This window comes from Pseudomonas sp. NBRC 111127 (assembly GCF_001320345.1).
GTDB classification, from domain to species: Bacteria; Pseudomonadota; Gammaproteobacteria; order Pseudomonadales; family Pseudomonadaceae; genus Aquipseudomonas; species Aquipseudomonas juntendi.
In genome coordinates this window covers 18,782-32,122 of record NZ_BCBD01000051.1, presented here as the reverse complement: position 1 = coordinate 32,122, position 13,341 = coordinate 18,782, and the positions used below count along the sequence as shown (strand labels likewise).

At 62.7% G+C, this 13,341-nt stretch carries 14 protein-coding genes and 1 pseudogene; 8 read left to right on the top strand and 7 right to left on the bottom strand.

Annotated features, from left to right (window positions below; all coding sequences use genetic code 11):
• Positions 1–762, bottom strand: a 762-nt coding sequence (locus tag APH30_RS12085) for a DMT family transporter (RefSeq protein ID WP_054912670.1), incomplete at its 3' end; no start/stop codon positions are given.
• A 144-nt stretch (positions 763–906) separates the two neighbouring features.
• Between APH30_RS12085 and aceK the strand changes: the two genes are divergently transcribed.
• A complete protein-coding gene (aceK, locus tag APH30_RS12080; RefSeq protein ID WP_054881625.1) occupies positions 907–2,622 on the top strand; it encodes a bifunctional isocitrate dehydrogenase kinase/phosphatase in 1,716 nt (571 codons plus the stop codon).
• A gap of 43 nt (positions 2,623–2,665) precedes the next feature.
• Here aceK and APH30_RS12075 read toward each other — a convergent pair whose 3' ends face one another.
• The gene (locus tag APH30_RS12075; protein WP_054912669.1) at positions 2,666–3,529 is read right to left on the bottom strand and encodes a DUF6279 family lipoprotein; all 864 of its coding nucleotides are present in this window, start codon (positions 3,527–3,529) and stop codon (positions 2,666–2,668) included.
• 131 nt (positions 3,530–3,660) lie between these two features.
• Between APH30_RS12075 and APH30_RS12070 the strand changes: the two genes are divergently transcribed.
• A complete protein-coding gene (locus APH30_RS12070) occupies positions 3,661–4,497 on the top strand; it encodes a S1 RNA-binding domain-containing protein (protein ID WP_009686776.1) in 837 nt (278 codons plus the stop codon).
• Here APH30_RS12070 and APH30_RS12065 read toward each other — a convergent pair whose 3' ends face one another.
• Together APH30_RS12065 and APH30_RS12060 are read right to left on the bottom strand one after the other, a co-directional pair.
• The gene (locus tag APH30_RS12065; RefSeq protein ID WP_009686775.1) at positions 4,498–4,878 is read right to left on the bottom strand and encodes a hypothetical protein; all 381 of its coding nucleotides are present in this window, start codon (positions 4,876–4,878) and stop codon (positions 4,498–4,500) included.
• Between the two features lie 164 nt (positions 4,879–5,042).
• Positions 5,043–6,515, bottom strand: coding sequence for a nitrous oxide reductase family maturation protein NosD (locus APH30_RS12060; protein ID WP_054912668.1), 1,473 nt, complete (start codon positions 6,513–6,515; stop codon positions 5,043–5,045).
• A gap of 243 nt (positions 6,516–6,758) precedes the next feature.
• Here APH30_RS12060 and APH30_RS12055 point away from each other — a divergent pair, with 243 nt between their 5' ends.
• The 3 genes from APH30_RS12055 (at position 6,759) to def (ending at position 8,583) form a co-directional block, all read left to right on the top strand.
• Positions 6,759–6,938, top strand: a complete 180-nt coding sequence (locus APH30_RS12055) for a CsbD family protein (RefSeq protein ID WP_029885390.1) — start codon at positions 6,759–6,761, stop codon at positions 6,936–6,938.
• Between the two features lie 152 nt (positions 6,939–7,090).
• Positions 7,091–8,050, top strand: coding sequence for a YihY/virulence factor BrkB family protein (locus tag APH30_RS12050; protein WP_009686772.1), 960 nt, complete (start codon positions 7,091–7,093; stop codon positions 8,048–8,050).
• Positions 8,047–8,583, top strand: a complete 537-nt coding sequence (def, locus tag APH30_RS12045; protein WP_054912667.1) for a peptide deformylase — start codon at positions 8,047–8,049, stop codon at positions 8,581–8,583. Before APH30_RS12050 ends, def begins: the two co-directional genes overlap by 4 nt.
• Here def and APH30_RS12040 read toward each other — a convergent pair.
• The gene (locus APH30_RS12040) at positions 8,538–8,942 is read right to left on the bottom strand and encodes a GNAT family N-acetyltransferase (protein WP_161891777.1); all 405 of its coding nucleotides are present in this window, start codon (positions 8,940–8,942) and stop codon (positions 8,538–8,540) included. The two genes, def and APH30_RS12040, sit on opposite strands and share 46 nt — an antisense overlap.
• Before the next feature lie 316 nt (positions 8,943–9,258).
• Here APH30_RS12040 and APH30_RS12035 point away from each other — a divergent pair, with 316 nt between their 5' ends.
• Both APH30_RS12035 and APH30_RS27870 read left to right on the top strand, forming a co-directional pair.
• Positions 9,259–9,516 (top strand): DUF2790 domain-containing protein, encoded by a 258-nt coding sequence (locus APH30_RS12035; RefSeq protein ID WP_009686769.1) that lies wholly within the window; start codon positions 9,259–9,261, stop codon positions 9,514–9,516.
• 36 nt (positions 9,517–9,552) lie between these two features.
• Positions 9,553–9,681, top strand: a pseudogene (locus tag APH30_RS27870) (polyketide cyclase); the annotation flags it as partial.
• Between the two features lie 55 nt (positions 9,682–9,736).
• Here the strand turns inward: APH30_RS27870 and APH30_RS12030 are convergent.
• The gene (locus APH30_RS12030) at positions 9,737–10,207 is read right to left on the bottom strand and encodes a MaoC family dehydratase (protein ID WP_009686767.1); all 471 of its coding nucleotides are present in this window, start codon (positions 10,205–10,207) and stop codon (positions 9,737–9,739) included.
• A gap of 34 nt (positions 10,208–10,241) precedes the next feature.
• Positions 10,242–11,186, bottom strand: coding sequence for an alpha/beta hydrolase (locus tag APH30_RS12025; protein WP_029885386.1), 945 nt, complete (start codon positions 11,184–11,186; stop codon positions 10,242–10,244).
• A gap of 219 nt (positions 11,187–11,405) precedes the next feature.
• On the opposite strand from APH30_RS12025, the gene fadD2 reads away from it, so the two are divergent.
• On the top strand, positions 11,406–13,094 hold the full coding sequence (fadD2, locus tag APH30_RS12020; protein ID WP_054912665.1) for a long-chain-fatty-acid--CoA ligase FadD2: 1,689 nt from the start codon (positions 11,406–11,408) through the stop codon (positions 13,092–13,094).
• Positions 13,095–13,341 lie beyond the last annotated feature (247 nt).

Genomic DNA, 13,341 nt, shown 5'->3' with positions numbered 1-13,341 from the left:
GAACACCGGGATCAGGAAGGTCACGGTGCTGGCCTTTACCGGGCCTATTTCTGCCAGCAGACGGAAGTACAGGATATAGGCGAATGCCGTGCACAGCAGGCCCAGGCCGAGCAGCGACAGCCAGACCTGCCAGCCGCCCCAGCTGGTGGGCGGCTGGCTGAGGGCGCTCCAGGCGAACAGCGGGCTGAGCATCAGCGTAGCGCCGAGCATGCTGCCCAGCGCCGACAGGCGGCTGTCCAGGCCGCTGACCCAGCGCCGCGCGAGGAACCCGGCAAAGCCGTAGCAGGTGGTAGCTGCCAGGCACGCCAGGGCGCCCTGCAGCAGGGCCATGTCCAGGGCCACCGGCCCGGCCCCGCTGAGGATGCCGACACCGAGCAGGCCAAGGAAAATGCCGCAGAGCTTGGCCAACGTCATCGGTTCACGGAAGCACAGCACGCCGATCAGCACGCCCATCAGTGGCGTGGTGGCGTTGAAGATCGCCGAGTAACCGGCTGGCAGCACCTGGGCAGCTACTGAATAGAAGGTTGCCGGGATGCCGGAGTTGATCATGCCCAGTACCAGGCAGGCCCCGAGCTTGCCCTGAAAGTCCCAGCGCACGCGGCTGGCGGCCACGATGGCGACCAGGCCCAGGCAGGCGATCGAGACGCGAAAGAACGCGGTCGGCACCGTGCCCAGCTCGGGGGCGATAATGCGCATGAACAGGAAACTCGCCCCCCAGACGGCAGCAAGGGTCAGCAGGCGGGTTAGGGCAATCGGGCTCACAACGGTCTCCGGAGGGCAGGGCAGGGGCGCGAGTGTACGCGAGGGGGCGGGGCGATACTTGTGCTTTCTTGCGCAGTGAACCTGGCCCGCTTTTGCATCAGGCCGACTAAGCTGTGTAACTCATTCACCCATGAGGTGCCCGGCATGCCCCAACCCTGGCCCGCTGTCGAAATCGCCCGCACCATCCTGGCGGGCTTCGACGATTACCGTGACCACTTCCAGCGCATCACCCTCGGCGCCCGCCAGCGCTTCGAACAGGCGCGCTGGCAGGAAATCCAGCAGGCCGCGGCTGCGCGCATCAGCCTGTATGAAGAAAAAGTCGCCGAGGTCAACGGCTGGCTGCGCCAGGCCTTCCCCGCGCCGGTGTTGCTGGACGTGGCGCAGTGGCCGCTGGCCAAACACGCCTACATCCAGCAGATCGACCCCCGGCTGGACGATGAGTTGGCCGAGACCTGGTACAACTCGCTGTTCTGCAGCCTGTTCAGCCACGACCAGATCAGTGATGGCTGCATGTTCATCCACACCACCCGGCCGTCGCTGCGCGGGCGTGAGCGCGCCGCGCAAACCCGTACCTACGCGCTGGGCGGTAGCCTGAAGGGAATGTTGCAGGCGATCTTCGCCGACTACCCGTTCGATGTCGCCTACGGTGACCTGGAGGGTGACCTGGCACGGCTGGAAGCGCAGGTGCGCGACTGCCTGCCCGACTGGGTTTGCAAGGACCCGGAGCTGGCGGTGGAGCTGTTCGTGCCCGTGCTGTACCGCAACAAAGGTGCCTACCTGGTCGGCCGCCTGTACAACCGCGATGAGCAATGGCCCTTGGTGATTCCCTTGCTGCACCGCGAGGGCCATGGCATCGAGGTGGACGGGTTGATCACCGACGAAGCCGAGGTGTCGATCATCTTTTCGTTCACCCGCTCCTACTTCATGGCCGATGTGCCGGTGCCGGCCGAGTTCGTGCATTTTCTCAAGCGCATTCTGCCGGGCAAGCATATTGCCGAGCTGTACACGTCGATCGGTTTCTACAAGCAAGGCAAGTCGGAGTTCTACCGGGCCTTGATCAACCACCTGGCCAACAGCGATGACCGCTTCGTCATGGCGCCGGGGGTGCGCGGCATGGTCATGAGCGTGTTCACCCTGCCGGGTTTCAACACCGTGTTCAAGGTCATCAAAGACCGCTTTTCACCGTCGAAAACCGTTGACCGCGCCACGGTGATCGACAAGTACCGGCTGGTGAAAAGCGTGGACCGGGTAGGGCGCATGGCCGATACCCAGGAGTTCGCCGATTTTCGTTTCCCACGCAGCAAGTTCGAGCCTGATTGCCTGGCCGAGTTGCTCGAAGTGGCGCCTTCGACCGTGGCCCTGGAGGGCGACACGGTGCTGGTGCGCCACTGCTGGACCGAGCGGCGCATGACCCCGCTGAACCTGTACCTGGAGCGCGCGGGCGAAGGCCAGGTGCTGGCGGCGCTGGAAGACTACGGCCTGGCCATCAAGCAACTGGCGGCAGCGAACATTTTTCCCGGTGACATGCTGTTGAAGAACTTTGGCGTCACCCGGCATGGGCGGGTGGTGTTCTATGACTATGACGAAATCTGCTTTCTGACCGAGGTGAATTTCCGCCACATACCGCCACCGCGGTATCCGGAAGACGAGCTGTCGGGCGAGCCGTGGTATTCGATCGGGCCGCACGATGTGTTCCCCGAAGAGTTCCCGCCGTTTCTGTTTGCCGACATGGGCCAGCGGCGCTTGTTCAGCCGCTTGCACGGCGAGCTGTATGACGCGGATTACTGGAAGGGGCTGCAGGCGGCCATTGGCGAGGGGAAGGTGATCGACGTGTTCCCGTATCGGCGCAAGGGGCGCTGATGGCGGTGTTGCAGGCCAAGCCCATCACGCCTTCAGGCACTCTTCAGGCACTCTTCAGGCACTTCAGCTCACTGAAGTGGTCGCGCACCTTGGCCAACCGCGCTTGCAGCAACTGCCGCTGCTGCACGCTACTTTGCTGCACCAGGTCTACCAACAGGCTGCGCGCCTGTTGCTCGGTGTTCTGGAAGGCCGCGCGGTATTCCGGCGTCCACAGGCTTTCCTTGTGTTGCAACAAGGTTGCCAGGCGCGGCTCGAAGCTGGCGTCGTTGCGTTGGTTCATCGCCAGCAGCAGCTGTTGCTGCCAGTGGGCGCGGTTGGCGATCCATTCGCGGTTCTGGTCGCCCAGCGCTGCTGACCAGGCTTGTACGCGTTGCTTCTGCACCGCGGACAGTGGGCCAAACCAGGCGCTCAGGCGTTTTTCCATACGCGCGCTGCGCTCGCTGACCTGCTCGGCCAGCGGGGTATCGACGTACTCTTTTTGCCGCTCGGCGATGTCGTCGCGGAACGCTTCACGCATTTCGGCCACCTGGCGGTCGCTCATGCCGCGCAACAACTCGGTCGCCGAAGGGGTGATTTCCTCGGCCACACGGCCAATCGCCTGGCGCGCTTCGCGGGTGCGTTGCTGCAGCGCCTGGTCGGTCACCTGGTTGTCGGCGACCATGGCGCGGACCCGCTCCAGCCAGTCGAGGTAGCCCGGTAACTGGGTCTTGCAGTGCCAGGCCAGGTGTTGCTTGAGGCGGTCGTCGAGCAAGGCCTTTTGCGTGCCGTTCATGTCCAGGTAGTCGCCCAGCGACCACGGCACCAGGCGATCGAGGTTGCGGTAGGCCAGGTCCATGCGGCTGCAGGCGCCAAGGGCCAGGGCGAATCCAAGGGCAATGAGCAGGGCTTTGGACAGGCGTGAAGGCATGTGCTGTTCCTTGCAGTGGCTGGCCAGACGGTAGACGCGAGGGGGGGCACGGCGGTTCCACTGCATCAGCGGTCGGGCGGCGCGCTGGCTTCAGGTGTAGAATAGCCGCCTTGTTATGAGGATCATCGGAAATGGCTCTGCTTGGGCGTTACAACAGTTTGCAAATCGTGAAACACGTGGACTTCGGTCTGTACCTGGACGGCGGCGCCGATGGCGAGATCCTGCTGCCCGGGCGCTATATCCCGAAAAACGCCGAAACCGAAGTCGATGACTGGTTGAACGTGTTCATCTACCTGGACAGCGAAGACCAGCTGATTGCGACCACCGAGAAGCCCAAGGTGCAGGTCGGTGAGTTTGCCAGCCTCAAGGTCAAGGACATCAACGGTGCCGGCATCTTCCTCGACTGGGGCTTGTCCAAGGACCTGTTGATGCCGTACTCGGAAGAGGCGCGGCCGTTGAAGATCGGCGACTACTGCGTGGTGCACGTGTACCTCGACAAGCGCACCCGCCGCATCACCGCCACTTCCCGCCTGGACCGCTACCTCGACGTGGCCCCGGCCGATTACAAGGTCGGGCAGCCGGTCGAGCTGTTGGTGGCTGGCGAAACGCCGATGGGCTTCAAGGCCATCATCAATAACCGCCACTGGGGCCTGATCCACAAGAACGAAGTGTTCAAGTTCCTGCGCTCGGGCATGCACGAGAAGGGTTTCATCAAGGAACTGCGCCACGACGGCAAGATCGCCCTGAGTCTGCAGCCGGTGGGCGCCGCCCTGGCCGACAGCCTGCAGGAGCAGATCATGGCGCGCCTGGAGGCCGAAGGCGGGGTGCTGGGGGTGTGTGACAAGAGCGACCCGGCGTTGATCAGCAAGCTGTTCAATGTCAGCAAGGGCAACTTCAAGAAAGCCATTGGCGGCTTGTTCAAGCAGGGCTTGATCGTCATCCATGACGACCGGATCGAAAAGGCCTGATCAGGCCTGAACGAAGTTGCGGAAGTCCAGCTGCTCGCCACCTGGGCGGGTGTCGCGCAGCAGCGAGTCGCGGTCGGCGCTCAGCGCCAGGCTGATGGTCGAGCGGCGCTTGCCAGGCTTGCGCACTTCCATCTGCTCCAGGTGGGCCTTGAGGAAGTTGGTCGGCACTTTCAGGTGCTGCAGCTCGTCGGTTTGCGGGGTGTGCAGCAGCAGGTTGACCCAGTCGGCCTGGCCCTTGCCCAGCAGCGCCACCGGCACTTCGAACCACCACAGGTTGCGTTTGTTGTCCAGAATGGCGAACAGGGTGTTGCTGCTGTTCAGCACCGGGCGGGCCAGTGCTTGGTTGCGCCGGGCGATGGCGGCGGGTTTGTCGAGTTTCATGCAGGTTCCTGCGGGTTGACGCTATGAAGGCCTGCATTGTGAGGGGTGCCACGGGGCGGGGCAAGGTTTGATGCTTGTGCCTGCTGCGGGCGCGCCAGGTGGGGGGCGCGGGCGCTGCCTTGGGTTGCGCCCCACCCCCGCCATAAGCCGGACCTGGCGGTGCGTCAGCGACGAAGCGGCAGGCTCAGCTCGGAGGTTGCCCCGTCAGCGGTAGTCACGGTCGCGGTGAAGCTGCGCAACCCGGCGATGTCGTCCAGCGCCTGGGCAAACCGTGCCTGCCCTTGTGCGTCACTGTTCACCTGCACTTCGCCAAGGTAGTGCTCGGCCTCGGTGGCGTCGGCCTGGGCATTGCCGAAGAACTCAACGCGCAGCAGGCTCGATGCCGGCCCCTGTACTTCACCGCGCAGCACATTCCCTTCCAGCGCCAGCAGCCGTGGTGCCGGCTGATTGTGGTTGGGCAGCGGCTGGCACGGCTTGGGCTCGCCCTTGGCGTTGCAGATAAGTGCCTGGTCCTGCTTCGGCAGGTCGGCGCCAACCCCGCGTGAGCCCACGTACAAGGCGTGTGCCTGGGCTGGCACGCCAAACACGATGGCCCCGGTGCGCTGCCCGGGTACGCATGAGCCGCCCGCCTGGCAGCGGCGGATGTCCTGGCTGTTGCCCCAGATGCGGTTACCGCTGAGGCGCGTGGTAGTCACCTCAGGCTCCGGGCGCAGGGCGACGCCGATGCGGTTGCCGTGGATCAGGTTGCCGTCGAGGATGTTGCCCTCACCGGTGACGCTGACCCCGATCGAGTTGCCGCTGAAGGTGTTGGCCGCCAGGTAGTTGCGTTTGCCCCAGTTGATCTGCAGGCCGTCGGAGTAGTTCTCGAAGCGGTTGCGCACCACGCTGTTGTCGTTGCCCAGCAGAATCTCGATACCCTGTGAGGGCTCGAGGTTGGCTGCTGTGGAGCGGAACAGGTTGTCGGCTACCAGGTTGAATGCTGCGCCACGGGTCAGCTCCAGCCCATCCCCGTTGTCGATCAGTTGGTTGCGCAGCACCTTGTTGTTGTTGGTGGTGGTGGCAGTGGGGTTACCCGCGCCGTCGTCGCCAGTCAGCATGATGCCGGCGCCGCCTTTGTTGGCGACGATGCGGTTGTCTTCGATGACGTTGTGGCTGGCGCGGTTGACCAGGATGCCGATGCAGAAATTGCGCACTTCCAGGCCGCGCAGTTGCACGCCCTGAGTGTCACGCAGCACCAGCCCAGGGTTGGTGGTGGTGCGCACGTTGGTGCCGAACTGGCCGGGCAGGGCACCGGGGCAGGTGCGAACACCCTGGTCCTTGATGTAGGCGGAGCCGTCGATGGCAATGTACTGACCCTCGCGTGCCCAGGCCAGCCCGGTGATGCTGACCGGGCCTTTGATTTCCGGCAGCGCGTGGCTGGGGCGGATCACATAAGGTGGCTTGCCCACGGCGGCGATGTCGATACGGTAATGGCCGGGGTTCCGGTTACTGGTTTCAATGGCCCAGCGCAGGGTGCCGGGGTTGCCGTCGTCGGTGTAACGCTCGACGCGCAGGGTTTCAGGGCTGGCGGCAGCGGTGGCCAGGGTGGACAGGGGCAGCAGTGGCAGCAAGGCCAGCAGTGCAGGCATCAGACGCATGGGGCGGGTATCCGAAAACATTGTTCTTGTCGTGTGCTCGCCTGGTTTGAGGCGCACATTTGGACCGCATTCTAGGGGAGCCGTGGCGTCAACGCAGGGCTGCCTGTGTGATTTGGTGCGGTATTCGCCCGTAGATTGACCGCTTGGCTTGCGGGTTGAAAATTCGTTGAAACTCTTGCGCTGGGTGCTGGGTCCACCTTTTGTCGACACTGTACACGTGTCTCCATTTGCAGGAGTTTTGCCATGAGCGGTACTAAAGACAAAGTCAAAGGCCTGGCCAATGAGGCGATGGGCAACGTGAAACAAGGTGTCGGCAAGGTGACCGACAACGACAAGCTGCGTGCCGAGGGCAAGGCGCAAGAGCTCAAAGGCGAGGCGCAGCAAGTGAAGGGCGATGTGAAGGACGCGGTAAAAAAACCGTGATCTGAGCAAGCCTGTGCCGGCCTCTTCGCATGCGTGCGAAGAGGCCGTTACTTTTGCCGCCAATTTCTTCAATCGCGACTGGGAGCAGCACAGCATCGGCACGGTCTATTAGACTTGTGTGTTGATTCGATCAAGCGGCGAAAGGAGACGCTATGATTTTTTCCGCCCTGCAGGGCCTGCCTTTGCACCGCGTGCTGGCGCGCACCGTCAAGGAATTTCTCGATGACGAGATGTCCACCTATGCGTCGGCGCTGGCCTACCAGGCGCTGTTCTCGCTATTCCCATTCTTGCTGTTCCTGATTGCCCTGATCGGCTTTTTGCACCTGCCCGACTTTTTCTCCTGGTTGCGCCTGCAATCGGAGCTGGTATTGCCACCCCAGGCCCTGGAGCAGGTGAACCCTGTAATCGACCAGCTACAGCAATCCAAGGGCGGGCTGTTGTCGGTCGGTATCGTGATCGCCTTGTGGACCGCATCGGCCGGTGTGCGCCTTATGATGAGCGCCATGAACGCCGCCTACGATGTGCCCGAGGGCCGGCCGGTTTGGAAGCGCATCCCGTTATCCATTTTCTACACCGTGGGCCTGGCCGGCATGCTGTTGGCAGCCGCTGCGCTGATGGTGCTGGGCCCGCAGGTCATGGAGTGGATCGCCGCCCAGATCGGCATGCAGGAGTTCATCGTCACCTTGTGGACGGTGTTGCGCTGGCCGGTGATCGTCTTTCTGCTGATGGTGGCGGTCGCGTTGATCTACTACGTAATGCCTGATGTGAAACAGAAGTTCCGCTTCATCACGCCGGGCTCGGTGCTGGCGGTGGTGGTGTGGATCATCGCGTCGCTGGGCTTTGCCTACTACGTGAAAACCTTCGCTGACTACAACGCCATGTACGGCAGCATTGGTGCAATCATCGTGCTGTTGCTGTATTTCTACATCTCGGCTGCTGTGCTGTTGCTTGGCGCCGAAATGAATGCGGTGATCGAGCACATGTCGGCCGAGGGCAAAAACCCCGGTGAAAAGGATTTCGACGAGCACGCGCCCGCGCAGACCATCAGTGTTCTGGGCCATGAGCACCCCACTTCGGGCCAGGCGCAGACTTCCGAGCCCAACCCCCGATGATCCGTAACATTCTCAAGATGGGCGACGAGCGCCTGCTGCGCGTCGCCGCGCCGGTGCCCGCGCAACTGCTGGGCAGCGGCGAGCTGCAGCAACTGATCGACGACATGTTTGAAACCATGCGCCATGTCGGCGGCGTGGGCCTGGCCGCGCCGCAGGTGGGCATCGACCTGCAACTGGTGATTTTCGGCTTTGAACGCAGCGAGCGGTACCCGGACGCCGAAGCGGTGCCGCAGACCATCCTGCTGAACCCGGTCATCACCCCGACTTCCACTGAACTGGAAGACGGTTGGGAAGGCTGCCTGTCGGTGCCCGGCTTGCGCGGCGTGGTACCACGCTTCAAGCACATTCGCTATGAGGGCATCGACCCACAGGGCAATGCGATCCGCCGCTTTGCCGAAGGCTTCCACGCGCGGGTGGTGCAGCATGAGTGCGACCACCTGATCGGGCGTTTGTACCCATCGCGGATCCAGGACTTTACCAAGTTCGGCTACACCGACGTGCTGTTCCCAGGGCTGGAAGCAGGCGACGACTGACCCTGCTGCAGGGCCACCAGGCGTTTGCTGCGCTGGTAGCGTTGCAAGCGGCCATGGAGGGTGTCGGGCAGGCACTGCGCCAGTTCGAAACCCAGGCGTTGATAGAACGGCAGCAGGTCGGGGTGGCAAAACAGCCAGGTTGGCCCGTCAGCCTGGGCCAGCGCCGCCTTCACCAGTTTGCCGGCTACCCCTTGCTGGCGCCGTTGCGGGTCGACGAACAGGCCGGTCAGCCAGAAACCCCCGGTTACCCTGGCCAGGCTCAGCCCGGCAATGATCCCCGGCCCCCTGGCTACCCACAACTGCGCATCGCTTGCCGCGCGCATGCGCGAGCCTTGTTGCCGGTAAAAGTGGTCCAGCAGCCGGCGTTCTGTATCTGCAAGTGTCGAGCAGGTTAAGTGTTCAGAAATGGCGAATTTCCCCTGAGTACAGAGCAGAGGCTCTGGCGTAATGCTTTGCGGGTATTTTGTCGCAGATTGTTGCAAATTCGGCAAGAGTGAATATCCGAGTTCGGGGTTCAACTATTAACCGCCAGGCGTAGAATTTCAGGCATCCCCCCTGCAGTACGAAGCGGGATCGGTACTTCGTGCCATCTTCACCGTAGATGGCAACTTCTCCGCGCCGGCAACGGCATTAGAAGTCAATCGATCAGCTTGAATGCTCAAAAGGCAAAACACCATGAAACCATTACTGATTCTTGCATTGGTCGGTATGTCCTCGTTCGCCCTCGCCGATGAGGCCAAGCCCGTCTCCACCCAGCCAGTGGCCCAGCAGTACGACTACTCGATGAACCTGGATATCAAGCGGGTAATCGACCTGTCGACCATTCCCAATGTCTGCGAAGTGGTGCCTGCCACCATGACCTATGAAGACCACCACGGCCAGGTGCATACCATCCAGTACCGTGCCATGGGCGAGGGCTGCCAGCAGGGTTGACCGGCTACAGGTTCGAGCGCCCCCGCGCGGCGCTCGTATACCGCCCGGGCCGGGCACTGGAATGCTGCCGATTGCCAGGCCCACGAGTACATGGGGTTCTACCAGGGCTGGGGTGAAAGCCTGGACCGCCTGGTGGAGTTGGTCACCCAGCGTATGCCAGACTGATGGTTGCCTGGGGGCGGGCATTCGCCCGCCGCAGGGCCGGTAGTGCCAGCTATGCTCAGCTGGCAACGAAATTCGGTGGCGACACCAGTTCCACGGTCTGCTGCTTGCGTGGCGCCAGGATTTCCGCTTCGCCCTGCACCACCAGCTCATCGTTCTGGTTGTACACATTGGTCGCGATGCGCACTTTGAACTTGGGCAGTTTTTCCAGAATTTCCAGGCGTACGGTGAGCGTGTCGCCAATCTTCACCGGCTTCTGGAAGCTCATCTGCTGGCCCAGGTAGATGGTGCCAGGGCCTGGCAGGGTGCAGGCCACGGCCGCACTGATCAACGCGCCGCTGAACATGCCGTGGGCAATGCGTTCGCGGAACATGCTCTTGGCCGCAAACTCGGCGTCCAGGTGCACCGGGTTGTGGTCACCGGACATCGCCGCGAACAGCTGGATGTCGCGCTCTTCGACGGACTTCTGGTATTGCGCCTTCTGGCCTACTTCGAGGGCTTCGTAAGGCGTGTTGGTGACCTGGGACATCGGGGTTTCCTTGAGCGGTAGGCGAGGGTGGCTGTCATTCACTGCGCACGGGCCGATCAATGGCCAGTGCCTGTTCAAGCCAGCCGACAATGTCGGCAGTGACCTCGTTACGGTTGGTTTCGTTGAGTACTTCATGCCGCGCTTCAGGATAGACGCGTAGCTGTACATGTCGATTGCCGGTGGCGCGCAGGGCGTCGGCCAGATGGGTGAGACGCTTGCCGGCACTGACCGGATCACATTCCCCACCCATTATCAGTATCGGCAGGTTCGGATCGATCTGTGCGAGGTTACCCGGCTGGCTGATCTGCGCCAAGCCTTGCAGCAGGTCCAGCCACAGCTGGTTGCTGCACCGAAAGCCGCACAGCGGGTCGTTGACGTAGCGGTCGACCTCGGCCGGGTCGCGGCTGAGCCAGTCGAATGCCGTGCGGTTGGGCTTGAAGGCCTTGTTGAACGCGCCGAAGGACAGCCATTCGATCACCGCACTTTTGCCCAGCGGCCCCTGGCGCCAGGCCTCCAGCCGCGCCACCAGCCGGGCCATGCGGTACAGCGCGGCAGGCTGGTAGTTGGAACCGCTCAGGATCGCCCCGTGCAGGCTGGCACTGTGGTGCAGCAGGTAAGCCTGGGCGATATAGCTGCCCATGCTGTGGCCGAACAGGAACAGCGGTGTGCCCGGGTAGTGTTGGCCAATGTACTGGGCCAGCCGGCCGAGGTCGTCGACCACGGCATTCCAGCCATGATGGCGGCTGAACAGGCCCAGGCTGCCGTGCTCGGCGCTACGCCCGTGGCCACGCTGGTCAGCGGCGAACACGGCAAAGCCAGCCGCGGCCAGGGCCAGGCCCAGGCGCTGGTAGCGCCCGGCATGCTCGGCCATGCCATGGGCCAGCAGGACTACGGCTTTCACTGGCGTGGCTGGCAGCCATTGGTGCACGTACAGGCGGCAGTGCTCGCTGACGGGCAGCCAGAAGGCGTCGTGGGGCATGGCGGCTCCTTGTGCGCATGGGGTACCGGAACAGTGTATGCACAACCGGCCCGATTGCAGGAAGGGCACAAATAAGATTCACAATGTTAATGGCGGCACTTGGCGTATAGGCCACCCCGGGCTTACCTGCTAACGTCGAAGCAACGCCTGTTTGCCGGTTGGCGACCAGGTCAAGGATCCAAGGACGCAGTGCAGGTCCAGGCAGAGGAACAATAATAAATGCAAGCCGACTTCTGGAATGACAAGCGCCCTGCGGGCGTGCCTTCCACCATCGACATCAATGCCTATGCCTCGGTGGTCGAGGTGTTCGAGCGCTCTTGCAAGCGCTTTGCCGACCGCCCGGCATTCAGCAACCTGGGCGTGACCCTGACCTATGCGCAACTGGAGCGACATTCAGCCGCCTTTGCCGCCTGGTTGCAGCAGCACACCAGCCTGCAGCCGGGTGACCGTATCGCGGTGCAGATGCCCAACGTGCTGCAGTACCCGATCGCCGTGTTCGGTGCCATGCGTGCCGGGCTGATCGTGGTCAATACCAACCCGCTGTACACCGAGCGCGAGATGCGCCACCAGTTCAATGACAGCGGCGTGCGGGCGTTGGTCTACCTGAACATGTTCGGCAAGCGGGTGCAGGCCGTGTTGCCCGACACGGGCATCGAGTACCTGATCGAAGCGAAAATGGGCGACCTGCTGCCCACTGCCAAGGGCTGGTTGATCAACACGGTGGTCGACAAGCTGAAAAAGATGGTGCCGGCCTACCGCTTGCCCCAGGCACTCTCGTTCAAGCAGGTGCTGCGCCAGGGGCGCGGCCTGTCGCCGCAACCGGTGCCGCAGAGCCTGGACGACATCGCCGTGCTGCAGTACACCGGCGGCACCACCGGGCTGGCCAAAGGCGCCATGCTTACTCACGGCAACCTGGTGGCCAACATGCTGCAGGTGCTGGCGTGCTTTTCGCAGCACGGCCCGGACGGGCAGAAGCTGCTCAAGGATGGCCAGGAGGTGATGATCGCGCCGCTGCCGCTGTACCACATCTACGCGTTCACCGCGAACTGCATGTGCATGATGGTCACCGGCAACCACAACGTGCTGATCACCAACCCGCGGGATATTCCCGGCTTCATCAAGGAGCTGGGCAAGTGGCGTTTCTCTGCATTGCTCGGGCTCAACACCCTGTTCGTGGCGCTGATGGATCACCCGGGCTTTCGCCGGCTGGACTTCTCGGCACTGAAAGTCACCAACTCCGGTGGCACGGCGCTGGTCAAGGCCACTGCCGAACGCTGGGAGGCGCTTACCGGCTGCCGCATTGTCGAAGGCTATGGCCTGACCGAAACCTCGCCGGTGGCCAGTACCAACCCCTACGGTCAGTTGGCCCGGCTGGGTACGGTGGGCATCCCGGTGGCCGGTACCGCCTTCAAGGTCATCGATGATGACGGCAACGAGCTGCCGTTGGGCGAGCGTGGCGAGTTGTGCATCAAGGGGCCGCAGGTGATGAAGGGCTACTGGCAGCAGCCTGAGGCCACCGCCCAGGCCCTGGATGCGGACGGTTGGTTCAAAACCGGTGATATCGCTGTGATCGACCCGGACGGCTTCACGCGGATCGTCGACCGCAAGAAGGACATGATCATCGTCTCGGGTTTCAACGTGTACCCCAATGAGATCGAAGACGTGGTGATGGGCCACCCGCAGGTCGCCAACTGCGCGGCCATCGGCGTGCCCGACGAGCGTTCCGGCGAGGCGGTGAAGCTGTTCGTGGTGCCGCGCGAGGGGGGGCTGAGCGTGGATGAGCTCAAGGCCTACTGCAAGGCCAACTTCACCGGCTACAAGGTGCCCAAGCACATCGTGCTGCGCGAGTCATTGCCGATGACCCCGGTGGGCAAGATTCTGCGCAGGGAGCTGCGGGATATCGCTTGAGTCAGCGGCAAGCTACAAGCTACAAGCGGTGAATCAGAGCCTTTGGCACGCTCTATCTTGCCGCTTGAAGCTTGTAGCTTGCCACTTTAAGCTAAATACTCTAAAAATGACCTAAATTGTTCATTGAGTCATTTTTGTGACCGTAAGGCCCGTTTTGGCCTCTAGGCGACCCCAGGCAAAGCTGTTACTCTCGGCCCGCTTTCAGATGATCCGGTTTGCAACGAACCGTCATCTCATATCAATAATA